Annotated in this window: 20 protein-coding genes; 10 read left to right on the top strand and 10 right to left on the bottom strand. The window is 72.1% G+C overall.

Annotated features, from left to right (window positions below):
- Positions 1-21: 21 nt before the first annotated feature.
- A complete protein-coding gene (locus tag OG453_RS20920) occupies positions 22-495 on the bottom strand; it encodes an NUDIX domain-containing protein (RefSeq protein ID WP_266869501.1) in 474 nt (157 codons plus the stop codon).
- 10 nt (positions 496-505) lie between these two features.
- Positions 506-2,113 (bottom strand): apolipoprotein N-acyltransferase, encoded by a 1,608-nt coding sequence (gene lnt / locus OG453_RS20915; protein WP_266869500.1) that lies wholly within the window; start codon positions 2,111-2,113, stop codon positions 506-508.
- Positions 2,114-2,355: 242 nt separating this feature from the next.
- Between lnt and OG453_RS20910 the strand changes: the two genes are divergently transcribed.
- Positions 2,356-3,423, top strand: a complete 1,068-nt coding sequence (locus OG453_RS20910) for an O-antigen ligase (protein WP_266869498.1) — start codon at positions 2,356-2,358, stop codon at positions 3,421-3,423.
- Here the strand turns inward: OG453_RS20910 and OG453_RS20905 are convergent.
- Positions 3,380-3,934 (bottom strand): hypothetical protein, encoded by a 555-nt coding sequence (locus OG453_RS20905; RefSeq protein ID WP_266869497.1) that lies wholly within the window; start codon positions 3,932-3,934, stop codon positions 3,380-3,382. The genes OG453_RS20910 and OG453_RS20905 overlap by 44 nt on opposite strands.
- 107 nt (positions 3,935-4,041) lie before the next feature.
- Positions 4,042-4,827: a glutamate racemase gene (locus OG453_RS20900; protein WP_266869496.1), complete on the bottom strand. Its 786-nt coding sequence runs from the start codon at positions 4,825-4,827 to the stop codon at positions 4,042-4,044.
- Positions 4,828-4,885: 58 nt separating this feature from the next.
- Here OG453_RS20900 and OG453_RS20895 point away from each other — a divergent pair, with 58 nt between their 5' ends.
- Complete coding sequence (locus OG453_RS20895) at positions 4,886-6,061, top strand: glycosyltransferase (RefSeq protein ID WP_266869495.1); 1,176 nt, start codon at positions 4,886-4,888, stop codon at positions 6,059-6,061.
- A gap of 3 nt (positions 6,062-6,064) precedes the next feature.
- On the opposite strand, the gene OG453_RS20890 is transcribed toward OG453_RS20895, so the two are convergent.
- Positions 6,065-7,363 carry a TerD family protein gene (locus OG453_RS20890; protein ID WP_266869494.1) on the bottom strand — a complete coding sequence of 433 codons (1,299 nt, stop codon included), beginning with the start codon at positions 7,361-7,363 and terminating at the stop codon, positions 6,065-6,067.
- Positions 7,364-7,656: 293 nt separating this feature from the next.
- On the opposite strand from OG453_RS20890, the gene OG453_RS20885 reads away from it, so the two are divergent.
- The 4 genes from OG453_RS20885 to OG453_RS20870 all read left to right on the top strand — a co-directional run bounded on the left by OG453_RS20885 (position 7,657) and on the right by OG453_RS20870 (position 12,275).
- A complete protein-coding gene (locus tag OG453_RS20885) occupies positions 7,657-8,088 on the top strand; it encodes a DUF6643 family protein (protein WP_266869493.1) in 432 nt (143 codons plus the stop codon).
- 46 nt (positions 8,089-8,134) lie between these two features.
- Entirely contained in the window at positions 8,135-8,959 is an 825-nt protein-coding gene (locus OG453_RS20880) for an MOSC domain-containing protein (RefSeq protein ID WP_266869492.1), read from the top strand.
- Positions 8,960-9,101: 142 nt separating this feature from the next.
- Positions 9,102-9,707 carry a hypothetical protein gene (locus OG453_RS20875; protein ID WP_266869491.1) on the top strand — a complete coding sequence of 202 codons (606 nt, stop codon included), beginning with the start codon at positions 9,102-9,104 and terminating at the stop codon, positions 9,705-9,707.
- Between the two features lie 153 nt (positions 9,708-9,860).
- Positions 9,861-12,275, top strand: coding sequence for a right-handed parallel beta-helix repeat-containing protein (locus tag OG453_RS20870; RefSeq protein ID WP_266869490.1), 2,415 nt, complete (start codon positions 9,861-9,863; stop codon positions 12,273-12,275).
- On the opposite strand, the gene OG453_RS20865 is transcribed toward OG453_RS20870, so the two are convergent.
- Positions 12,235-14,562, bottom strand: coding sequence for a hypothetical protein (locus OG453_RS20865; protein WP_266869489.1), 2,328 nt, complete (start codon positions 14,560-14,562; stop codon positions 12,235-12,237). The genes OG453_RS20870 and OG453_RS20865 overlap by 41 nt on opposite strands.
- Before the next feature lie 310 nt (positions 14,563-14,872).
- Between OG453_RS20865 and OG453_RS20860 the strand changes: the two genes are divergently transcribed.
- Complete coding sequence (locus OG453_RS20860) at positions 14,873-15,724, top strand: DeoR/GlpR family DNA-binding transcription regulator (protein WP_266869488.1); 852 nt, start codon at positions 14,873-14,875, stop codon at positions 15,722-15,724.
- A 64-nt stretch (positions 15,725-15,788) separates the two neighbouring features.
- Positions 15,789-16,268, top strand: coding sequence for an SRPBCC family protein (locus OG453_RS20855; RefSeq protein WP_266869487.1), 480 nt, complete (start codon positions 15,789-15,791; stop codon positions 16,266-16,268).
- A 79-nt stretch (positions 16,269-16,347) separates the two neighbouring features.
- On the opposite strand, the gene OG453_RS20850 is transcribed toward OG453_RS20855, so the two are convergent.
- A complete protein-coding gene (locus OG453_RS20850; RefSeq protein ID WP_266869954.1) occupies positions 16,348-17,442 on the bottom strand; it encodes a PLP-dependent cysteine synthase family protein in 1,095 nt (364 codons plus the stop codon).
- 327 nt (positions 17,443-17,769) lie between these two features.
- On the opposite strand from OG453_RS20850, the gene OG453_RS20845 reads away from it, so the two are divergent.
- Both OG453_RS20845 and OG453_RS20840 read left to right on the top strand, forming a co-directional pair.
- Positions 17,770-18,099 (top strand): hypothetical protein, encoded by a 330-nt coding sequence (locus OG453_RS20845; protein ID WP_266869486.1) that lies wholly within the window; start codon positions 17,770-17,772, stop codon positions 18,097-18,099.
- Positions 18,100-18,300: 201 nt separating this feature from the next.
- Entirely contained in the window at positions 18,301-18,834 is a 534-nt protein-coding gene (locus OG453_RS20840) for an ATP-binding protein (protein ID WP_266869484.1), read from the top strand.
- A gap of 38 nt (positions 18,835-18,872) precedes the next feature.
- Here the strand turns inward: OG453_RS20840 and OG453_RS20835 are convergent, their stop codons facing one another.
- From OG453_RS20835 to OG453_RS20825, 3 genes are read right to left on the bottom strand one after another with little or no spacing between them, the layout of a single operon-like run.
- Complete coding sequence (locus OG453_RS20835; protein ID WP_266869953.1) at positions 18,873-21,434, bottom strand: ABC transporter permease; 2,562 nt, start codon at positions 21,432-21,434, stop codon at positions 18,873-18,875.
- 5 nt (positions 21,435-21,439) lie between these two features.
- Positions 21,440-22,252, bottom strand: a complete 813-nt coding sequence (locus OG453_RS20830; protein ID WP_266869483.1) for an ABC transporter ATP-binding protein — start codon at positions 22,250-22,252, stop codon at positions 21,440-21,442.
- Positions 22,249-22,548 carry an SHOCT domain-containing protein gene (locus OG453_RS20825; protein ID WP_266869482.1) on the bottom strand — a complete coding sequence of 100 codons (300 nt, stop codon included), beginning with the start codon at positions 22,546-22,548 and terminating at the stop codon, positions 22,249-22,251. Before OG453_RS20825 ends, OG453_RS20830 begins: the two co-directional genes overlap by 4 nt.
- Between the last annotated feature and the right edge of the window lie 197 nt (positions 22,549-22,745).

The raw sequence follows: 22,745 nt of genomic DNA, 5'->3' as shown, positions 1-22,745 counted from the left end.
GCATCCCCTGTTGCGGTGCCCTCAGGAGCGGTCGAACCAGGTGGGCTGTTCCTCCGCCATCGCCTGCTTGATCCGGAAGACCCCGAACTCATGCAGGTCGGGCAGCGCGTCCGTGGCGAACCAGCCCACTTCGAGGGACTCGTCGTCGTTGACCCGCGCCTCGCCGCCGACGGCCCGGCAGCGCAGCGTGATGTCCATGAACTGGCAGGTGTCGCCGTTCGGGTACGTCACCGGCTCCAGCGCCTCGACAAGCACCACCCGCTCGGCCACACAGTGCACCGCGGTCTCCTCGAACACCTCGCGCACGGCGCACTCGGCGGGCTGCTCCCCCGGGTCCGGAATCCCGCCGATGACCGACCACTTGCCGTTGTCGGAGCGCCGCCCGAGGAGCACTCTGCCCTCGTCATCGAAGACGATGGCGGTGACCCCGGGAAGCCACAACAGCTGCTGGCCGGCGTCGGCCCGGATCGTACGGATGAAGTCAGGAGTAGCCATGCCGTCGACCCTAACGGGCGCGCTTGGCCCGAACGGACACCGTGACCGCCCAGCCGATGCCGCCCGCCGCGATCAGCACCAGGATGCCTTCGGGCAGGACGCCGTACCGCGTGGCCGGGGTCTGTGAGGAGCGCAGCGGCACCTCCTGGACGAGCGAGTCGGCCGTGAACCACGTGGTCTTCTGGGAGACCTCGCCGTCGGGCAGGATGATCGCGCTGACGCCGCTGGTGACCGGGACGGTGACGGTGCGGCTGTGCTCGACGGCGCGGATCCGCGACATGGCCAGCTGCTGGTAGGTCATCTCGCTGCGGTCGAACGTCGCGTTGTTGCTGGGTACGGAGATCAGCTGGGCGCCGTGTGTGACGGTGTCCCGCACGGCCCAGTCGAAGGCGGCTTCGTAGCAGGTGGCGAGGCCGACCTTGGTGCCCGCCATGGTGAAGACGCCGGGCTCGGTGCCGCGGCTGAAGTCCTGGCGCACCATGCCGACGTCGCTGCTGAAGAAGCCGACGACGGAGCGCAGCGGGATGTACTCGCCGAACGGCTGGATCTGCCGCTTGTCGTAGGTGTCCGTGGGGCCCTTCTTCGGGTCCCACAGGATCTGCTCGTTGAAGAGCTTGCCGTCCTTGGTCTCGACGACGCCGCCCACGGAGATGGGGGCGCCGATCGCCTTGACCGCGCGCTCGATCGCCTCGCGCGCGTCGGGGTTGGTGAACGGGTCGATGTCGGAGGAGTTCTCCGGCCACAGCACGAAGTCCGGCTGCTTCGCCTTGCCCGCCTTCACCCGGTCCGCGAGCCGCTCCGTCTCGCGTACGTGATGGTCGAGTACGGCACGGCGCTGGGCGTTGAAGTCGAGCCCGGCCTGCGGCACGTTGCCCTGGATGGCCGCGACGGTCGCGGTGCCGTCCTCGGCGTCATCGCTGACCAGGGGCTTCGCGGCGAAGGCGCCGACGAGCGGGACGAGCACGCTCAGGACGGCCACGGCGGTGGCACCACGGCGCAGGCCCCGCGTGCCGCCTGCGTCGCGCACCTGGCGGACGATCTCGTACAGGCCGAAGCCGCACAGGACCACCGCGAACCCGAGGACCGGGGTCCCGCCGAGCGCGGCCAGCGGCAGGAAGACCCCGTCCGCCTGCCCGAAGGCGATCTTTCCCCAGGGGAATCCGCTGAAGGGCACACGCGCGCGTGCCGCCTCACCGGCGATCCAGAGAGCCGCCGCCCACAGCGGGAAGCCCGGCAGCCGTGAGACGACGGCGATGCCCGCTCCCACCAGGGCCACGAACATCGCCTCGATCGCGGCCAGCGCCAGCCAGGGTCCCGGGCCGACCTCCACCCCGGTCCACACCAGGAGCGGCAGCAGGAAACCGAGCCCGAAGAGGTAGCCGAGCCCGAGGCCCGCCTTCCAGGTCCGGCCGTGCAGGCACCAGGCGAACACCGCGAAGGCCGGCAGGGCCAGCCACCACAGGGTGCGGGGCGGAAAGCTGACGTACAGCAGCACTCCGGAGAGTGCGGCCGCGGCGGCCGGGACGAGCGCGCGCAGGACGCGGGCCTTGCGCGAGGCGGGCGCGGGCTGCGGTCCGAGCTGCTCCGACTCGTCTACGGGGGTGGTGGTGGCGGTCACATCGGGGAGTGTACGGCGCCTGACTTGGGCACGGACAGCTCGGTCGGCATCGGCCGCTCTCGCGGGATGCGCTGGTGGCGGGCGGTCCCGGCACCGCTTGCCGGATCGTTCCTGCGCAAGGCATCCCCAATGCGGGGCCGCAGCGACTACCGTGTGCCCGAGTCCCCGACGTGCGGCCAGATCCAGCCACCGCGATCGGGGCCCGTCACGCAACGGGGGGCGACGGGGTGGGGGCAACGGGGATGGCCGCGACGGCCGGTCCACCAGGGGCGTACGAGCGACGCAGCGCGTCCGACGCGACGGGCATCGCCCTGCTCGGTGTCTGCGCCGCCTGGACCTTGATCACCGCGGGTGTGCACGGCGGCCAGCCGGAGGGCGTTCTGCTCGCGGTCCTCGCCGTGGCCGCGGGATACGCGGGCGGCCGGATCTGCGGGACGCTGCTGCCGGTGGCCGCGCCCTGTGCCGGGGCGCTGGCCGGAATCGGCCTGGCGGCCGCCGCACCGCGGCTCTCGCCGGGGCCCGTGAGCACGGCGCCGCTCGGCCACACCGGCGCCACCGCCGCGCTCCTGATCCTGGCATCGGGCGCGGCCTGCTGCGCCGCCTGGGCGGCCCGGAAGCCTGCGCTGCGCCTCGTGCTGCGGCTGCTGGCCGCGGGCACGGTGGTCGCCGCCGCGGCGCTCGGCTCGATGGCCGGGGTCGCCGCCTGCACAGGGATCCTGCTCTGCTCGCTGGCGGCAGCCCTGATGCGGCGCCGGGCCCTCGGTCTGCTCGGCCTGGCCCTGGCCACCGTGGTGGTCACCGGCCTGACCTGGGCGATCGCGGACGACGTACTCCCTGACGGGCTCTCCGCATCCCTGGAGGGCCAGCTCGACGGGCACCGCGTACAGCTGTGGCAGGACGCCCTCGACCTGGCGGGCCGGGAGCCGGCGCTCGGCGTGGGCCCGGGACGGTTCGGGGACGCCAGCCCGACCGTGGCCGAGAATCTCCTCTCGGACGGCAAGCCGCACTCGGCGCCGCTGCAGCAGGCGGCCGAGCAGGGTTTCGCGGGCGTGGCCCTGCTGGCGGCGGTGTTCTGCTGGCTTCTGTACGCGCTGTACCGCTCGCCACGCTCGACCCAGGTCGTCCTTTCGGCGGGGGCGGCCCTGACGGCGCTCGCCGCCGTGGCCTCGGTCGGCAACGCGCTGAGCGTCACGGCGGTGACCACGGGTGCGGGCTATCTGGCGGGCATCGCGACCGCGCGGCCGCTGAGCGACGAACTGTCGCAGGTCAGGCCGCCGGGCTCCCCGCCATGGGCAGCCGGTCCCGGATGATCCGGACGGCCGCTTCGGCGTTGTCGACGGTGACCGTGAACGTAAGGCCGTCCCACAGGCTGAGCACCAGGCCCTCGCCGCGCCGGACCACGACCGCGGTGCCGACGTCGGGCCGCGAGCGGTAGCCCCAGCCGCCCCACTGCCGGGGGCTGACGGCCTGCGCGAATTCGGCGCCCACCACGTGGGAGAGGGGGATGCGGCGGCGCGGCAGGCCGATGTGGCCGCAGCGCACTTCGAGGCACTCCTTGTCGACCTTCACGGCGACATGGACGAAGGCGAGGGTGCCGAACAGGATCAGGAGCCCGGCCGCGATGCACCCCACGACGGACATGGCGAGGGCCGCGATCCCGGACGTCCACATGCTGTCGACGGCCAGCTCGATGCCGAGCGCGAGGCAGGCGGCACCTACCAGCGCCAGCAGCCACTGGAAACGATTGGTCGCGCTGCCGGTCCAGACTTCCGGCGGGGCGCCGGCCGCGCCGTCCGACTCGCCGTGGGTGTGGTCCCTCATGCGAATGAGACTACTCAGGTTCCGGCCCGAAGGCACCGCGTCGCGGAGCGTTACTGCTCCGTGCGGGCGTCAGAGCGCTGTGCGGGCCTCGGCAGGCCTGGCGGGCCTCAGCTCGTCTGGCTGACCGCCGCGAGCAGCCGGCCTTCCGCATAGGTGCGGGCGGCGGCGGGCAGCTCGGCGACACGGCCACTCAGGATCACGGTCAGACCACCGTCCGTACCGGTGCCCGGGCCGGGAAGCATTCCGATCCTGCGCAGCGCCTGGCCGGCGACCGCTCCGGCGGAGCCGTGCAGGACCAGGGGCGGCAGCTGCGGCTGCTGCACGGCCGCACGGATACGCTCCGCAACCAGCTCGTAATGGGTGCAGCCCAGGACGACGGTGCTTACATCCCGCGGAGTGAGGGCTGCCGCGGCAGCGATCGCCCGGTCGATGGCCGCCTCGTCCGCGTACTGCACGGCGTCCGCGAGGCCGGGGCAGGGGACCTCGGTGACGCGGGCGCCGCCCGCGAACTCCTCGATGAGGCCACGCTGGTAGGGGCTTCCCGTGGTGGCGGGCGTGGCCCAGATGGCGACCGAACCACCGCTCGCCGTCGCGGGCTTGATCGCCGGCACGGTCCCGATGACGGGCAGGCCGGGTTCGAACCGGGCCCGCAGGGCGGGCAGGGCGTGCACGGTGGAGGTGTTGCACGCCACGATCAGTGCGTCAGGTTGGTGCTCGGCGGCGGCTTCGGCGACCGCGAGCGAGCGCTGGACGATGTCCTCGGTGGTGCGCGGCCCCCAGGGAAGTCCGTCGGGGTCCGACGAGAGGACGAGATCGGCGTCCGGCCGCAGGCGACGTACCGCGGCCGCGGCGGCGAGCAGTCCGATACCGGAGTCCATGAGCGCGATCTTCACCCGGTCACCATAGTCGATCGGCCTCACAGGCCCTGCGCCGTGGGGCAGACTGCGGCGGATGAGCGCCGTTGTGTGGACCGCCGCCGGATCGCTTGCCGCTTGGCTGTGGCTGCTGTTGGGGCAGGGCTTCTTCTGGCGTACGGACCTTCGGCTGCCGCCACGTCGCGACCCGGACGCCTGGCCGTCGGTCTGCGTCGTCGTCCCCGCACGCGACGAGGCCGAGGTACTGCCCGAGAGCCTGCCCTCGCTCCTGGCCCAGGACTATCCGGGGCGGGCCGAGGTCTTCCTTGTCGACGACGGGAGTTCGGACGGCACCGGCGAGCTCGCCCGCGCGCTCGCGGACCGGCACGGCGGCCTGCCGCTGACCGTCGGCTCGCCCGGTGAGCCGCCGCCCGGCTGGACGGGCAAGCTCTGGGCCGTACGTCATGGAATCGCCCTGGCACGCGCGCGTGCATCCCGTTATCTGCTGCTCACCGACGCGGACATCGCCCATGAGCCGGACAGCCTGCGGCAGTTGGTGGCGGCGGCGGAGTCGGGCGGCTTCGACCTCGTGTCGCAGATGGCGCGGCTGCGGGTCGTGAGCGTGTGGGAGCGGCTCGTCGTCCCGGCCTTCGTGTACTTCTTCGCGCAGCTGTACCCCTTCCGCTGGATCGCGCGGAAGGGCTCGCGCACGGCCGCCGCGGCGGGCGGGTGCGTCCTGTTGAGCTCGGCGGCCGCCGAGCGCGCGGGGATTCCCGACTCCATCCGGCATGCGGTGATCGACGATGTGTCGCTGGCGCGGGCGGTGAAGCGCACGGGCGGCCACATCTGGCTGGGGCTCGCGGAGCGCGTCGACAGCGTGCGGCCCTATCCCCGGCTCGGGGACCTGTGGCGGATGGTCTCGCGCAGCGCCTATGCCCAATTGCGGCACAACCCGCTGGTGCTGCTCGGCACGGTCCTCGGGCTCGCCCTGGTCTATCTGGTGCCGCCCGTCGCGCTGTTGGCCGGCCTGGCGGCCGGGAACGCGGCCACGGCCGTGCCCGGCGGGCTCGCCTGGCTCCTGATGACGGCCACGTACCTCCCGATGCTGCGCTACTACCGGCAGCCGCCGTGGCTGGCTCCCCTGCTGCCGTTCACCGCCTTCCTCTACCTCCTGATGACGGTCGACTCGGCGGTGCAGCACTACAGGGGGCGCGGTGCGGCGTGGAAGGGGCGGACGTACGCCCGCCCCGATCCCACTCCGGAACAGCGCTGAGGGTCACTTCCTGCCGGGCGTCCAGTTCATGCCCCACCCGTAGGCGTAGTCGATGGTGCGCTGGGGGCTCACGCCGCGCTCGGGGACCAGGTAGCGGGCCTCTCGCTTCACGAAGAGGTCGCCGTTGTTGTTCGTGATCAGCGCGAGCGCGCACACCGTGGAGGGCACCGTGCACTCGTCGAGCGAGAAGTCGATGGAGGCGCCGTGCTGCGGCTGCAGCGTCACGGTGGCGTTCAGGTCGGCGAAGCTGCGCGCGCCTTCGTAGATCGTCACGAAGATGACGATGCGCTTGAAGTCGTTGATGTGGTCGAGGTTGACGGTGAGGTTCTCACCGGTGGCGACCGCTCCGGTGCGGTCGTCGCCGTCGAGCAGCAGGTACGGGGGCTGGTCCAGCGCCCCGAAGGCGTTGCCGAGCGCCTGGACGACTCCCTTGCGGCCGTCGGCCAGTTCGTACAGGGCGCACAGGTCCAGGTCGAGGTCGGCGTGCATCGCCACGGCCCGGCCGAGCTTGGCGCCCCAGCCCTTGAACTGCTTGCGCACCTCCCAGTTGAGGTTCACGCGCATCGCGCCGGATGTGCCGCCCTGCTTCTTCAGCGAGACGGACGGCGCCTCCTTGGTGAGCGTGACCTTCGACAGGCGTACGGGCTGGGCAGCGGGCGCGGCGGGCGCCTGGGCGGGCGGCGGCGGGGCCTGGACCGGAGCGGCGGGGGCCGCGGGAGGCTGCACCGGGGCCGGGGCGGCGACGGGCGGGGCCGCCTGCTGGGGCTCGTCCACCGAGATGCCGTAGTCCGTGGCGAGGCCCTCGAGGCCGCTGCCGTAACCCTGTCCGACGGCGCGGAACTTCCACGCGCCCTGGCGGCGGTAGAGCTCGCCGAGGACGAACGCCGTCTCGACGGTCGCGTCCTCGCTGTCGTAGCGCGCGATCTCGACGCCGTTCGCCGCGTCGACGACGCGGATGAAGAGTCCGGGGACCTGCCCGAACGTTCCGCCGTCCGTCGAAGCGGCGAGCACCACGGTCTCGATCGCGGGCTCCACGCGCGCGAGGTCGACGGCGAGCGCGTCGGTCACCCGGCCGCCCTCGGTCTTCTTGCCCTCGTGGCGCACCGCCCCGGAGGAGTGGACCGCCTGGTTGTAAAAGATGAAGTCGTCGTCCGAGCGGACCTTTCCCGAAGAGGCCAGCAACAGCGCCGACGCGTCGGCGTCCGGCACCCCCGGCCCCGAGGACCACCCCAACTCGATCCGCACGGCAGGTGCCGGCACCGGAACATTCGATCCTTTTGGCATTGTCATGTCCGCCCCCATCGCAAGTCGCCACATCCGGCCGGGCCGCCGATTCGTTCATGACCAACCTATTACCCGGACCTCGAAGAGGCCCATGTCTGCCGCGGATACCCCTTCCCGCGACCCTTCCGTCAACCATGCGTCAACCGCAGGTAACCCGTTCGGAGCTTGGCTTTTACACGATCCCTACGGCGCTGCGCGACCGATTTTTCCTAAGTTCGCTCGCATTGGGGATGCCCAGTCACTACCGACACGTAAAACAACCCTCTTATCGGTCTCCCCAACCAGCACATCAAGGGCTTAACTTATGTCTCATGACCTCCCCCCGCTCCACCTATGGCGGCGGTTACTACTCCGCGCCGTCCTTCCCGGACACTCCGATCTACGACTCGCTTGTCGCCGAGCGGGGCACTCCGCAGATCGCCCCGATCCGGGTTTCCCCTGCGTACGACACGGGCAGTCACCTGCCCGCGCTGCCGGCCGCCCCGCTGCCCGCGCTGCCGGCCGCCCCTTCCCATCACAACCCCGCGTACGGCTACGCGGCGGCCCCGCAGCCCGCTCCGCTGCAGCAGGCCCCCGCCCCGTACATCCCGCAGCAGCCTTCGGCGCCGCGCGGCTACCCGGGACCCCAGCAATACCAGCGCCCCCCGGCCGGGACGGGCTACGAGGCGATGCGCCCGGCGGCGCCCCGCCCCGCGCCCGCGACGTACGAGGATCCGTACAACCGCCCCTACCGCGGCTACTGAATCGCCCGCATGCGTCCCTGTCAGTGGCTGCTGGCAGGATGGCCGCATGTCGAATCCAGCGCTGCACTCGATCCACTTCTACCCGCTCAAGGCGGTCGGGGGACACGCTCCGCGTGAGGCCGTCGTCGAGCCCTGGGGGCTCGCGGGTGACCGGCGGTGGGTCCTGGTGGACAGCGCCGGACGGATCGTCACGCAACGGCCGCATCCGCGCCTGGCGTTGGCCGCCGCCGAGCTCCGGCCCGGCGGCGGCATACGCATGTCCGCGCCCGGCCAGGAGCCGTTGACGGTCGCCGTGCCGCCGGCCGGCGCGACCGTCACGGTGGAGATCTGGGGCGACAAGGTCGAGGGAGTTCCCGCCGACGCGGCGGCGCACGCCTGGTTCAGCGCCTATCTGGACGTGGACGTGCGGCTCGTCCATCTCGACGACCCCGCGACGCGGCGCCCCATCGATCCGGAGTACGCCAAGGACGGCGAGACCGTCACGTTCGCCGACGGCTATCCGCTGCTCCTGACCACGCTCTCCTCGCTCGACGCCCTGAACTCGCTGATCGCCCAGGGCGATCACTCCGACGAGGGGCCGCTTCCCATGAACCGCTTCCGGCCGAATGTGGTCGTGGACGGGACCGCCCCCTGGGCGGAGGACGAATGGTCGCGCGTCGCGATCGGCGATGTCACCTTCCGGGTCGCCAAGAAGTGCGGGCGCTGCGTCGTGACCACCACCGACCAGCGGACCTCGGAGCGCGGCAAGGAGCCGCTGCGCACCCTCGCCAAGCACCGCCGCTTCGGCGACCAGCTGGTATTCGGACAGAATCTGGTGCCCGAGTGCACCGGCACCGTCCGGATCGGCGACCCTTTCACGGTCCTAGGGTGAACGTCCCCGGTGAGGGGAACTCGGAGGCGAGGCGCGGACGTTGAGCGTCGATGAGAAGGGTGATTTCGCTCTCTCTTCTGCCCACCGACGCGTGGGCCGTGCCGTTCGCGGTTAAGACGGACGCGGAAGGGGGTGCAGGACTGTGCGAGCACTCGTCGGACTCTGGCGCTGGCGGCACAATCCGCTGCGCCGGAAGACCGACCTCGTGGAGGCGTGGGTGGCCCTCGCCGCCCTCCTGCTCATCGCCGTCGCCGCGCCGGTGACCGGCACCGTCGTCGGCGGCCTCGCGCGCGAAGCCCTGCTGCAGTCGGTCAGGGAACAGCGCGAGGCCCGGCACGCGATCTCCGCCACCGTGGTCGAGAAGGTCTCCAGACCCCCGGTCGACCCCGATCCCGAGACCTCGTCCGCCCGCGACAGACACAGCCGCGTGCTCGCCGACTGGACGGCTCCCGACGGCACCGCGCGCTCCGGCACCGTGGTCGCCGCCCTCGAATCCCCGGACCCCGGCGACCGGTTCCGGATCTGGACGGACGAGCACGGCCAGGTCGTCGGCCGGCCGTTGGACGGCGCGACCGCGGCCACGCACGCCGCGTTGGCCGGATTCGGTGCCGCCGCGGCGGTCGTCGGCATCGTCGAGGGCGCCCGGCGGATCGTCGTCTGGCGGATGGTGCGGCGGCGTCACGACCGCTGGGACCAGGCCTGGGACAAGGCGGGCCCGGACTGGGGGCGCACCGGCACCGGCTCCTGAGCCGGTGAGAGACCGGCGATGACCAGGTGAGAGCCTGGCCATCGGGTCAACTCGCCCCCGCCGCGCGCGCTACGGTGGACCGGCCGAACTCTTCGGCTCCTTGCGCGAGGTCGTGAGGTCCCGCGTACGACGAGGTGGGGGCAGAGCAACTCCATGGCACAGGGCACGGTCCAGGTGACGCACACCGGCACGTCGCGGTGGCGGCGCCGCACGGGCGAGTACGCATCGCTCGCCGCCGCCTTGGAGGCCGCGACCGACGGGGACGTCCTCACCGTCGCACCCGGCACCTACCGCGAGAACCTCGTCGTCCAGCGCGCGGTGACGCTGCGCGGCCCCGAGAACTCCCCGGGATCCGTCCGCATCGCACCCTCCGACGGCGTGCCGCTCACGGTCCGTTCGTCCGCCCTGGTGCAGGACCTGCACATCGAGGGCCAGGACTCGGCGGCGCCCGCGCTGCTGATCGAGGACGGAGCGCCTGAACTCGTCGACGTACGCGTGGTGACGCGCTCGGCCTCCGGGATAGAGGTGCGCGGCGGCGCGCGCCCGACGGTGCGCCGCTGCACGGTCGACAACCCCGGCGGCATCGGCATAGCCGTACTCGACGGCGGAGGCGGTGTCTTCGAGGAGTGCGAGGTCGTATCGGCCGGCCAGTCGGGCATCGCCGTGCGCGGCGGCGCGCACCCCCGTCTGGAGCGCTGCCGGGTGCATCACGCATCGGGCGCCGGTCTCTCGGCGACCGGCGAGCACACCGGACTTGAGGCGATCGGCTGCGAGGTGTACGAGGTCAAGGGCGCCGGCGTGCAGATCACCGGTCGGGCCACGGCGCACCTCACGGACTGCGATGTGCACCGCACGACATCGGACGGCGTCACGCTCGACACGGACGCCGTCCTGACGCTCGCCGACTGCCGGATCCACGACATCCCCGAGAACGCGATCGATCTGCGCTCCCGCTCGGTGCTGACCCTGACGCGGTCCACGGTGCGGCGGTTCGGGCGCAACGGCCTTTCGGTGTGGGACCCGGGCACGCGCGTGGACGCCAACCAGTGCGAGATCCACGACAGTACGGGCGACTATCCGGCGGTCTGGGTCAGTGACGGCGCGACCGCCGTCCTGGAGTCCTGCCGGGTGCACGACGTGCCGGACGCGCTGTTCGTCCTGGACCGCGGTTCGCGCGCCGACGTCGTCGACAGCGATCTCTCCCAAGTGCGCAACACGGCCGTGTCGGTGAGCGACGGCGCCACCGCGCAGCTGGACGACTGCCGCATCCGCGAGGCCGCAACCGGCGCGTGGTTCCGCGACCACGGCAGCGGCGGCACGCTGGCCAACTGCACCATCGACGGTGTCCAGACGGGCGTCATCGTCACCAAGGGCGCCGACCCCACCATCGAGCGCTGCACGGTCACTTCGCCCGCCGAGGCCGGCTTCTACGTGTCGGCGGGCGCCCGCGGCAGCCTCTACGGCTGCCGGGTCACCGACAGCGGCGGCTACGGCTTCCATGTGATCGACGGCTGCCGTACGACACTGAAGAAGTGCCGTACGGAGCGGTGCGGACGCGGCGGCTTCGAATTCGCCGAGGACGGGCCGCTCGTCGAGGACTGCACCAGCGACGAGAGCGGCGGCCCGCGGACCGCCGCGCGGGATTCCGCGCCGGCCGTCCAGACGGCCACGCAGTCGGTGGGTCTGCTCGGCGCGATCCCCGTACAGCGCACCACGGAGCAGGAGCCCGAGAAGAGCGCCGTCCCCGAGCAGTCGTCCCGCAGCTCCAAGGCCGTGCTCGGTGAACTGGACGCGCTGGTGGGCCTGGACAGCGTCAAGCGCGAGGTGCGCGCCCTCACGGACATGATCGAGGTCGGGCGGCGCAGGCAGCAGGCGGGGCTCAAGGCCGCGTCCGTCCGCCGACACCTGGTCTTCACCGGCTCGCCCGGCACCGGCAAGACGACGGTGGCGCGGCTGTACGGCGAGATCCTGGCCTCGCTCGGCGTCCTGCAGAGCGGGCATCTCGTCGAGGTGTCGCGCGTCGACCTGGTCGGTGAGCACATCGGCTCGACGGCGATCCGCACCCAGGAGGCCTTCGACCGGGCGCGCGGGGGCGTGCTGTTCATCGACGAGGCGTACGCGCTCTCGCCGGAGGACTCCGGGCGCGACTTCGGCCGCGAGGCCATCGACACGCTCGTGAAGCTGATGGAGGACCACCGGGAGGCGGTGGTGGTGATCGTCGCGGGCTACACGGCGGAGATGCAGCGTTTCCTTTCCGTCAACCCCGGTGTGGCGTCCCGCTTCTCACGGACCATCACCTTCAGCGACTACGCCCCCGAGGAACTCCTTCGGATCGTCGAGCAGCAGGCCGACGAGCACGAGTACCGCCTCGACTCGGGCACCGGCGAGGCCCTCCTGAAGTACTTCACCGCCCTCCCCAAGGGCCCCGCCTTCGGCAACGGTCGCACCGCGCGCCAGACGTTCGAGGCGATGGTGGAGCGGCACGCGGGGCGCGTCGCCCAGTTCGAGGAGCCGAGCACGGACGACCTCACCCTGCTGTATCCGGAGGATCTGCCGGAGCTGCCGTGACCTGCGTCCCCGGTCGCTGGCCGGGGACGCCCGGCTTGAGCCGGGCAAGGAGGCGGGCCCGCTCCTCGGCGAACGCCGGGTCGGCCTGGTAGTCGGAGTGGCCCAGGATCGGCGCGGGCAGCGGGTGTTCCTCGGTGCGTCCGTAGGCCAGGGGGTCCTTGAGGGCGTCGCGGTCGACCTGCGGTCCTTCGTCCTCGGGGGGCACCCGCACGGGGCCGCCGATCGGATCGGTGGTGCGGTGCAGATTGCGCCAGCAGTCGACCTCGCGGTGCAGGGAGCTCAGCGCAGCGGGACCGAAGTGGGCCGGGAACCACCGGCCGTAGAGGCGCTCCAGGGGCGAGCCGTACGTCAGCAGGGCGACCCGCTTGCGTACGGATGGCCACAGCTGCCAGGCGGCGGCCGCGGCCAGGACGCTGCCCTGCGAGTGCCCGGAGATGACGAGCCTGCCGCCCTCGGCGCGCGTCTGGCGGGTCCAGGTGTGCATCCGCCAGGTGAGGTCGGGCACGGCGCGCTCGGCGTAGCAGGGGGGCGCGAAGGGGTGGGCGGCGCGCGGCCAGAACGTACCGACGTCCCAGAGGATGCCGATGGTCCGGCGGGCAGACGGGTCGCGGTAGGCGCGGCGGCCCCAGGTCACGAACAGTATGAAGCCGAAGCCGATCAGCCAGGAGCCGAGCGACTGGGAGGTCTGCGCGGCCCCTTCGAAGAAGGCCGGAAGACCCTGGGCGGCCTCCCCCGGTACCTCTTCCGTCAGCCAGGCTCCGACGAGCGCCGCGGCGCCGAGGAACAGGGTCACGGCCGATGTGATGCCGACGATTCGCGGCGCCCGGTCGGTGAGGGAGGCACGCGCGCGCGTGCTCGCGATGCGACGGGTGCGTGCCGCGTCCTCCGGTTCGCCCGCGTAGTCGTCGGTCACCTTCGCCGTCTCGCGGCGCTTGAGCCGTACGGTGCGCGCCCCCAGCCAGCCGCAGAGCACCGCGACGACCACCAGAAGAGGCGGGATCACGGATGCCTGCCAGGTCAGCAGGACGGGCGGGCCGTCGATCGTGCCGCCGGCGCCGGGCTGCCCCGATCCGTCGAGCCAGTCGGCGACGCGCTGGGCGCCGCCACCGGACATCACTCCGCCGAGCGCGCAGGCCAGCATGGCGACGGCGGGGCCGCCGAAGCCGCGGATCGCGGTACGGGTGTCGGGGGCCGTGCCGTACAGGATGCGGGCGACCACGGCGAGGGCGACGACGAGGATCCCCTGGACCAGGGCGATGCCGCCGAAGGTCGCGTCGCCGGGCAACCGGCCCTGGGACGTCCACTCGGGGCGTGACCAGCCTGCGTACAGAAGGGTCAGGGCGAGCAGGCTGAGCGCGCCGAGCGGCAGGCGGCGGATCAGCTTCTCGTCGAGGTGCCGGTCGAGCTTGTTCTCGCTGCGGCCCCTGCGGCACACCACCCACACCACGAGGCCCGCCCCCAGGACGAGCGTGCCGTCGAGGATCCAGCCGAGTACGTCCAGCAGCGCGGGGCCGCCGCCCCGCCGGTCGTGGCGCGCGGCCGAAGTGCCCACGGCGGCGGCCACCGTGAGGAAGCCCGCGGCCGTGTGCGCGGCGCGCAGCCGGGCCACGAGGCGGCGCCCGTACCAGAAGCCGGGCCTGCCGAGCGCGGTCCGGCCGGGGTCTTCCTCCGGGTCGCTCTGGTGGGGCAGCGGCGTCTGGGACTCGTACGCGCTCCAGGTGCGGTGCGAGAGGTACCAGAGCAGGGCGGTCAGGGCGGTCGGCACGAGGGCGGCGAGCGCGAGGCGCCGCCCCGGCTGGGACCACCAGCCGCCGTGCCCCGAGGCGTCGGTCGCGAGGAAGCCGAGCCAGGAGCGGCCTTCGGCGCACTCGGGCGTGCCCGCGCACTGCCAGGCCGTCAGGTCGATGGCGACCTCGCAGGCGGCGGCGACGAGGAGCACGGTGAGGGTGAGTCCGGTCAGGCGCACCAGGAGGCCGTAGGTGCGGACGGTCTTCTTCCTGCGCCGCGAGGTGGGGCGCATCCAGTGCGCGAGGTTGACCACCATGAAGGGCAGCAGCAGGAGCCACAGGGCCCGTGATCCGTTGCCCGAGGTCAGGTTGCACCATACGTACGCCTCGGGGACCGGCTTGCCCCGGTAGTCGTCCGGGCGTCGCTCGGCGTCCTCGTCCTCGGTGCGGCGGAAGACCGCCGCGGTCGCGTCGCCGGAGACCCGCACGGTCCTGGGGTCGCCCAGCATCTCTTCCGGTGTGGTGCCCCCGACTCCGTGGACGAGGAGTTCGAGAGCCATGTCTGCTGTCGCCGGGACTTCTGTTGTCGAGTCTTCTGCCGCAGAGTCTTCTGTTGTCGAGCGCTCCACTGTTCTGCATCCCCCGTTGCGCGTGGTCAGTGTCGATGCGCGTGGTCAGGACACCAGGATCTCGGCTCGTCGCCCCGTGCGCACCCCCCGTCACGTAATCTCCCCGTTCCGGGTGAGCGCGGCCGGTCGGGCGGTGGGCAGGCTGTCGTCGGCACATGCGAGGATGAGGCGGCGCGGAGGATGAGAACAGCACATTCGACGGGCGCGACAGATGTGACGAGGCAGAAGGGCCGGACCTGACGTGAGTGAGAATCAGAACCTCCTCGCGGAGCAGCGCCGCGCCCTGATCCTCGACGAGGTACGACGCCGGGGCGGGGTCCGGGTCAATGAACTGACGCGGAAGCTCGGCGTGTCGGACATGACGGTCCGCCGCGATCTCGACGCGCTGGCCCGCCAGGGCGTCCTGGAGAAGGTGCACGGCGGCGCGGTCCCGGTGGCCGAGGCGAGCACGCACGAGCCGGGGTTCGAGGCCAAGTCGGGCCTTGAGCTGACCGCCAAGGAGGACATCGCGCGCACCGCGGCGTCCCTGGTGGCCCCGGGCACGGCGATCGCGCTCTCCGGGGGCACGACGACGTACGCGCTGGCGCACCATCTCCTGGACGTGCCGGACCTGACGGTGGTGACGAACTCGGTGCGGGTCGCGGACGTCTTCCACTCCGCGCAGCGCACCTCGGGCCAGCGCCAGGGCGCGGCCACCGTGGTCCTCACGGGCGGCGTGCGCACCCCGTCGGACTCGCTGGTGGGTCCGGTCGCCGACCAGGCCATCGGGGCGCTGCACTTCGATGTGCTCTTCCTGGGTGTGCACGGCATATCGGCCGAGGCCGGTCTGTCCACGCCGAACCTCGCGGAGGCGGAGACCAACCGGCGTCTGGTGCAGTCGGCGCGGCGCGTCATCGTGGTCGCCGACCACACCAAGTGGGGCACGGTGGGCCTCAGTTCGTTCGCGACGCTGGCGCAGGTCGACACGCTGGTGACGGACGCCGGGCTGCCCGCGGAGGCGCGGGCGGAGATCTCCGAACATCTGCGGCGCCTGGTGATCACGGGCGAGGCCGAGGAGCCCGAGGAGGGCGGCGGGTACGCCGCAGACATCTGACGGCTCATCAGCTATGGTGCCGTTGGCCGGTCAACCACCCGATTCCACTTGGGGGCTGAGTTCGATGGCACGCCGACTGAGGCCCGTGGGGCTCGAGTTCGCCGAGTCCGCACCGCTGCGTCTGGTCTTCGCCCGTGAGGTGGCCGCCGCCCCCGATGCGGTGTACAGCGCCCTCGCCGACGACGTGACGGGCTGGCCCGAGTGGTTCACCGCGGTCACCCTGTGCCGCCCCACCGACGGCGGGGCGGGCCGCGAGGTCCGGCTCAAGGGCGGCACGCGCTTCCGGGAGACGATCGTGGCGACCGAGCCTGCGCAGCGGTACGCCTACCGGGTCGACGAGACGAACGCACCGGGGCTGCGCGCCCTCCTGGAGGAGTGGCACCTCACCCCGGCAGGCACCGGCACCCGCGTGCAGTGGACCTTCGCCGCGGACGGCGCGGCTCCCTTCCGCTTCGCCATGAAGCTGGGCAGGGCGGGCATGGGCCGCGCCTTCCGCGACGCCGCGAGGGCCCTGGACCGACGCCTGGCGGCGGCGAACGCCTGAGCCCCCGAAGGGGGCGCGGGGAACTGCGCGACCAGCCACATACGGCCCGCAGATAAAACACCGGCTTTCCCGCGGAGCGCTACGCCCAAGTCCCAGTAGCAAGCAGCGACTTGATGGCGGCAGCGTACGGCGCGATGTCCAGCCCCTGTTCGGCCAGCCACGCGTCCGAGTAGTACTTGTCCAGATAGCGGTCGCCCGGGTCGCAGATGAGCGTGACGACACTGCCCGTGCGTCCCGCCGCCACCATCTCGGCGACGATCTTCAGGGAGCTCCACAGGCCGGTGCCGGTCGAGCCGCCCGCCTTGCGGCCGATCGCCTGCTCCAGGGCGCGCACGGCGGCGACGCTCGCCGCGTCCGGCACCTTCATCATGCGGTCGATCGCGCCGGGCACGAAGCTCGGCTCCATGCGCGGCCTGCCGATGCCCTCGATGCGGGAGCCGCAGTCGCTGGTGGCGTCCGGGTCGTGGTGGGTCCAGCCGTCGAAGAAACAGGAGTTCTCGGGGTCGGCGACGCACAGCCGGGTGTCGTGCTGCATGTAGTGGACGTAGCGGGCGATGGTCGCCGAGGTGCCGCCGGTGCCCGCCGTGGCGACGATCCACGCGGGCTCCGGATAGCGCTCCAGCCTCATCTGCTGGTAGATCGACTCGGCGATGTTGTTGTTGCCGCGCCAGTCGGTGGCCCGCTCGGCGTAGGTGAACTGGTCCATGTAGTGGCCGCCGGTCTCGACGGCGAGGGCGGCCGACTCGGCGTACATCGTGCGCGAGTCGTCCACGAAGTGGCACTGGCCGCCGTGGAATTCGATCAGTCGGCACTTCTCGGCGCTGGTCGTGCGCGGCATCACCGCGATGAAGGGCACCCCGATCAGCTTCGCGAAGTACGCCTCGGAGACGGCCGTCGAGCCGCTGGACGCCTCGATGACCGGGCGCCCTGGCCTGATCCAGCCGTTGCAGAGGCCGTACAGGAAGAGGGAGCGGGCCAGGCGGTGCTTGAGGCTGCCGGTCGGGTGGGTCGACTCGTCCTTCAAGTACAGGTCGATGCCCCACTGTTCCGGCAGCGGGAAGCGCAACAGATGGGTGTCGGCCGAGCGGTTGGCGTCGGCCTGGACCTTGCGCACGGCTTCTTTGAGCCAGGCGCGGTACTCCGCGTCGCTGCGGTCGACGTCGAGCGTGGCCATCGGCTCGTCGGCTCGATCCTGCTGTGTGGTGCTCACCGCGTGGCTCCTCCGGGTCGGGCCGGCCACGCTCACAGCCGGCCGGACACCTCGATCATAAGCACCTTCCGCACGCTTCTCACCTGCATAAACACACCTTTGAGCAGCTCAAAGGCACACCTGGCGCAGTTACTGGTCGCGCATGCGGGGCACACTGGAGGCAGGATGCTCCGTCCTGTGCCGGCGTCTTCATACGCACTGGTGCTCGACGCCGGGTGCGTGCAGACTGCACCGCACGGGACGGCGGTCCCGTACGGAGCGACACACCGAGGCGCAAGGGGGCGGAACGTCATGGCGGAGCCGGAGTTCACGGCCACGGGCGTACGGATCGGGCGGCGGCTGCGCTCCCTCACCCGGGCCGGCCAAGTCCGCATCAGCGACGGCAGGTTCGAGCTGCTGACCAGTTACGGCAGGGAGATCGACAGCGCCCCCGTGCAGACGGTGCGCGCGGGCAAGCCGTGGTTCGCCGCGGACGACCGGGCACTGGCCGAACTGAACGGCACGCGCTACCGGCTCACGCTCGCCGACCACGATCCGGCGCCCGGCACGGCGGGTCCGCCCACGGTGCGCAAGTTCATCGACGCGGTGCGCAGGGCCTCAGGCCGTCAGCCCCGGGACTGAGCGGGGCCGGAGCGCACGCAGGACAGGGTGCGAGTTGCACGCCCGCACCCCCTGAGTCACTCTGGTCACACATCACTCTGGGTTTACCGGCGATGACGCTGCGAACCAGCCCGCCGGCCACACAGCAGGCGGCAGACCACGCGGCCGCTGCTGGATCCGATCGTCGTCTTCTTCCGGACCGTAATTCGGGGAGTCGCAGCCGTGATCAGCCAGCCAAGCAGGTATTGCACGGTGGAGCTCCAGGCTCTGCCCGCGCGGATCGGCCAGGTCCGCAGAATCGTATCGGCGCAGTTGCGCTACTGGCATCTCGATCCCTTGATAGACCAGGCCGCGCTCGGTGTGACCGAGCTGCTGACCAACGTGCACCGGCACGCACAGCCGGACAAGGTGTGCACCGTGGAGATCGAGCTGCTGCTCGACCGCCTCACGGTCTCCGTCCACGACCACGACCCCCGCCTCCCCGAGGTGAACGACGCCGAGCCGTTCGAGACCTGCGGACGTGGCCTCGCCATGGTCGCCGCGGTCAGCGAGAGCTGGGGCGTACGCCCGCACGGCGAGACGGGCAAGGTCGTCTGGTTCACCCTTCCGGCCCCATCCCATGCTGCCGCGCTGCCCACGTACCCGGTGTACGGGGCGGCCACGGCGGGCCCGTTCGCGGACCTGGACACCGGCGCGCCGGACGCCCTGGCCGACGCGCCCGGACATGCTCCCGCCCGGTCGGCCGTTGTCGGCTGACCGGGCGGTGACAGGCCCCGCGTCCGTGACGGCGTACGTCACTCGGTGGCGATGGCACGCAGCACGTCCAGGCGTGCGGCCCGCCGCGCCGGACGCAGGCCCGCAAGGGCCCCCGCCGCCAGGCCCACCAGGGCGACCACCACGAGCTGCACCGGCGGCACCGCGAACGCGAAGGCACTGTCGGTCGCGCCGTCCGAGGCCTTGACCAGGACCCAGCCGAGGAAGCCGCCGAGCGCCAGGCCGCCGGCCGTGCCGAAGGCGGCGACGAGCACCGACTCCCAGCGGACCATGGCCCGCAGCTGCGCCCTCGTCTGCCCCACGGCACGCAACAGACCGAGCTCGCGGGTACGTTCATGGATCGCGAGGGTCAGCGTGTTGGCGATGCCCAGCAGGGCGATCAGGACCGCGAGCGCGAGCAGGGCGTAGACCAGCGTGAGCATCATGTCGATGCCGCCCGCCGCGGACTGCGCGTACTCGCCCCGGGTCTGCACGTCCGGATTGCCGTACTCCTGGGCGGTCTTGGAGACCGCGGCCTCGCCGTCGCTCGCGCTCACACCGTCCTTGAAGGTGACGGACACAAGACTGTCGGCGTCCTGCATGCGGTGCGGCGCCCAGGCCTCACGGGTGATGACGTAGTCCCCCGCGAGCTCGGACTGGCCGAACAGCGCGCGGACGGTGAAGGTGGCCTTCTTGCCGTCGGCGAAGGCGAGTTCCGTCTTGGATCCGACCTTCAGGTCCTGCTTCTCCGCCTCGGCGCGGGTGATCGCGATGCCGTTGGTGCCGAGGCCGTCGAGGGAGCCCTCGATCTTGCCGAGGTCGAAGGACTTGGCGAAGGGGCCGGGGTCCGTGACGGTCAGGGCGCGCCCTTCCCCGTCGACCTCCGCCGCGCCCTTGCCCAGACCGACGGCGGTCTCCACCTCCGGCAGCTCCGCGAGCGCGGGGGCCAGCTTGGGGCTGAGTCCGCTGCCGCCCGCTCCGAAGCCGGGGGTGCTGATGGCGAGATCGCCGGCGAAGGAGCGGTTCACCGTCTGGTCCATGGTCGCCTTCAGCGAGGCGCCGAAGACCGTGAAGAGCGAGACGACGGCGACGCCGATCATCAGCGCGCTCGCGGTGGCGGCGGTCCGCTTGGGACTGCGCAGGGCGTTGCGCCGGGCGAGCCCGCCGGTGACGCCGCGCAGCCGGTCCAGGGGCCCGCCGAGAATGCGTACCGCCCGCGAGGAGGCGACGGGTCCGAGGACCACGAACGCGGCGAGCGCGAGGACCGCCCCTGCCCCTGCCAGCCACACGGACGGGCTGACGAGGACGCCGAAGAGCGAAAGGCCGACGGCGGTGAGGGCGAGGACCGTGCCCGCGACGGCACGACCCCGCGACGCCCCGGAGTGGTCGACGGCCGTCTCGCGCAGCGCGGCCAGGGGTGCGGTGCGCCCGGCGCGGACGGCGGGCAGCAGGGCGGAGCCCAGGCAGACCACGATGCCGACGGCCAGGGGCAGCAGCATCGACAGGCCGCTGATCACCAGGTCGCCCTCGGGGAAGGGGAATCCGATGGCCGGGAAGAGCGCCTGGAGGCCGGCCGCGATGCCGATGCCGCCCGCGAGGCCCGCCACCGACGCCACGACGGCGACCGCGCTCGCCTCCACGAGGGTGGACGCGGTGACCTGGCGGCGCGAGGCGCCGAGCGCGCGAAGCAGCGCGTTCTCGCGGGTGCGCTGGGCGACGACGATCGCGAAGGTGTTGTGGATGCTGAAGGTGGCGACAAGCAGGGCGACACCGGAGAAGACGAGCAGGAAGCTGGTGAAGAGCGTCAGGAACTGACCGGAGATGTTGTCGGTGTTCTCCGCCGCCGACGCCTCGCCGGTGATCGCCTCAACTCCCTTGGGAAGTACGGGACTCAGCGCGTCGACGAGTTCCTGCTCGCTCACGCCGGGTCCGGCCCGCACCTGGATGGACGCGGCCTCGCCGGGCTTCGGCGTGAGGTACTTCTCGGCGTCGGCCTGTGTCATGCCGGTGAAGGTGGTCTGCGCCATGCCGTCCTCGCCACCGAAGGTCGCGAGGCCCACGATCGTCACCTTGACGGGGTCGGGGGTGCGCAGCGTGGTCGTGTCGCCGATCTTCAGGTCGCCGGACTCGGCGGCGCCGCGGTTGACGACGACCTCGCCGGACTTGGCGGGGGCGCGGCCGTCGGCCAGCTGGTAGGCGTTCAGCTTGCCGTCGGCGATCCAGTTGCCGGCGAGGGTCGGCGGGCCTTCGCCGCCGATGGGCTCGCGGTCCTTGCCCAGGAGCTGGCCCGCGCCCTGAATGCTGGGCGCGGCGGCAGCGACCCCGTCGGTCCGCTCGATCTTCTCGACGAGCGAGGTCTTGACGGGCTGCCGGGTGCCCTGGCTGTCGTCGGGGGTGGTGATGGTGTCGGCGCTGCGGACCACGGCGTCGGTGCCGCTCGTCGCGTTGCCGAACATGGTGTCGAAGCTGCCGCGCAGGGTGTCGCCCATGACGAGCGTGCCCGCCAGGAAGGCGACACCGAGCATGACCGCGAGGAACGTACCCGCGAAGCGCCGCTTGTGGCCGCGCAGCGAGGACAGGCTGATGCGCGCGGACGCGCTCAGGGAACTCATGACGGTGCCCCCTCGGTACCGGGTGCGGACGAGGTCTTCGTGGTCTTCGTGGTCTTCGTGTCGAAGGCCTTGAGCCGGTCGAGGACCTTGTCGGCGGTCGGGGCCGCCATCCGGTCCACGAGCCGGCCGTCGGCCAGGAAGACGACCTCGTCGGCGTGGGCCGCGGCCACCGGGTCATGGGTGACCATGACGACGGTGCGCTCCATCTGCCGTACGGCGCGGCCGAGCAGGCGCAGGACCTCCTCGCCGGAGCGCGAGTCGAGGTTGCCGGTCGGTTCGTCGGCGAAGACGACATCGGGCTGCCCGGCGAACGCCCGCGCCACGGCGACGCGTTGCTGCTGTCCGCCGGAGAGTTCGGCGGGCCGGTGGTGCAGGCGGTCGCGCAGGCCGACGACGTCGATGAGGGCGTCGGTCCACTCCTGTCCGCCGCGCCGTCCCGCCAGGTCCATCGGGAGCGTGATGTTCTCGGCGACCGTCAGCGTCGGCACCAGGTTGAAGGCCTGGAAGACGAAGCCGATGCGGTCGCGGCGCAGCAGCGTGAGACGCCGGTCGTCCAGGGCGCCGAGATCGGTGTCGCCGATGTGGGCGGTGCCCGACGTGAGGGTGTCGAGGCCCGCGGCGCAGTGCATCAGGGTGGACTTGCCGGAGCCCGACGGGCCCATGATCGCGGTGAAGCGTCCTGCCGGGAAGCCGACGCTCACCCCGTCCAGGGCCCGTACGGCGGTGTCACCGCTGCCGTAGACCTTGACGGCCTCGGTGACTCGGGCCGCGTCGAGCGTGGCGGTGCGCTGTCCGGTGGCGGTGCTCATGCCGCACCGCCCTTGGAGGTGCGGCCGAACTCCTCGTTCAGGACGGAGAGCCGCCGCCAGTACTCGTCCTCGTCGATCTCACCGGACGCGAAGCGCCGGCCGAGCACGGCGATGGGCGACTGCTCGTCGATGCGTACGTTCGCGTCGCGGCCGTCACGCTGCCACGGTGCGCGGCGGCCGCGCCACACGGTGCGGCGCAGCAGGGTGATGCCGCCGATGACGACGGCCGCCCAGATGAGCGGGAAGAACAGGATCCACGGGCCGGGCCCGCCGTCGAAGTGAGCCAGGGTCTGCATGGTGTCCATCTCCTCGGAAGCGAGTTCGCGATGTCCGCGCGATGCGGTTCGCGGTGTCTGTGCGGTGTCTGTGCGATGTATCGAGGTTCGCTCTCCGAGGGGGTCCGAGTCGTCGTACGGCCAGCGGCAGCTCGCGTACCACGCGGGGAGTACGAGCGGCCGTCGGCGCTGCTCCCGGAGGAAGCCTGGACCTCTGT

Origin of the sequence: Streptomyces sp. NBC_01381, assembly GCF_026340305.1 — a bacterium.
Taxonomy (GTDB): domain Bacteria; phylum Actinomycetota; class Actinomycetes; order Streptomycetales; family Streptomycetaceae; genus Streptomyces.
Note: the sequence above shows the minus strand (reverse complement) of the source record. Positions and strands in the feature narration are given on the sequence as shown.

Excerpts from the sequence above, each read along its gene's own strand:
- OG453_RS20890 (WP_266869494.1), bottom strand. The coding sequence starts at position 7,363 with ATGGGGGCGGACATGACAATGCCAAAAGGATCGAATGTTCCGGTGCCG.
- OG453_RS20870 (WP_266869490.1), top strand. The coding sequence starts at position 9,861 with ATGGCACAGGGCACGGTCCAGGTGACGCACACCGGCACGTCGCGGTGG.
- OG453_RS20885 (WP_266869493.1), top strand. The coding sequence starts at position 7,657 with ATGACCTCCCCCCGCTCCACCTATGGCGGCGGTTACTACTCCGCGCCG.
- OG453_RS20825 (WP_266869482.1), bottom strand. The coding sequence starts at position 22,548 with ATGCAGACCCTGGCTCACTTCGACGGCGGGCCCGGCCCGTGGATCCTG.
- OG453_RS20895 (WP_266869495.1), top strand. The coding sequence starts at position 4,886 with ATGAGCGCCGTTGTGTGGACCGCCGCCGGATCGCTTGCCGCTTGGCTG.
- OG453_RS20850 (WP_266869954.1), bottom strand. The coding sequence starts at position 17,442 with ATGGCCACGCTCGACGTCGACCGCAGCGACGCGGAGTACCGCGCCTGG.
- OG453_RS20845 (WP_266869486.1), top strand. The coding sequence starts at position 17,770 with ATGGCGGAGCCGGAGTTCACGGCCACGGGCGTACGGATCGGGCGGCGG.
- OG453_RS20920 (WP_266869501.1), bottom strand. The coding sequence starts at position 495 with ATGGCTACTCCTGACTTCATCCGTACGATCCGGGCCGACGCCGGCCAG.
- OG453_RS20905 (WP_266869497.1), bottom strand. The coding sequence starts at position 3,934 with ATGAGGGACCACACCCACGGCGAGTCGGACGGCGCGGCCGGCGCCCCG.
- OG453_RS20855 (WP_266869487.1), top strand. The coding sequence starts at position 15,789 with ATGGCACGCCGACTGAGGCCCGTGGGGCTCGAGTTCGCCGAGTCCGCA.
- OG453_RS20830 (WP_266869483.1), bottom strand. The coding sequence starts at position 22,252 with ATGAGCACCGCCACCGGACAGCGCACCGCCACGCTCGACGCGGCCCGA.
- OG453_RS20865 (WP_266869489.1), bottom strand. The coding sequence starts at position 14,562 with ATGGCTCTCGAACTCCTCGTCCACGGAGTCGGGGGCACCACACCGGAA.
- OG453_RS20880 (WP_266869492.1), top strand. The coding sequence starts at position 8,135 with ATGTCGAATCCAGCGCTGCACTCGATCCACTTCTACCCGCTCAAGGCG.
- OG453_RS20910 (WP_266869498.1), top strand. The coding sequence starts at position 2,356 with ATGGCCGCGACGGCCGGTCCACCAGGGGCGTACGAGCGACGCAGCGCG.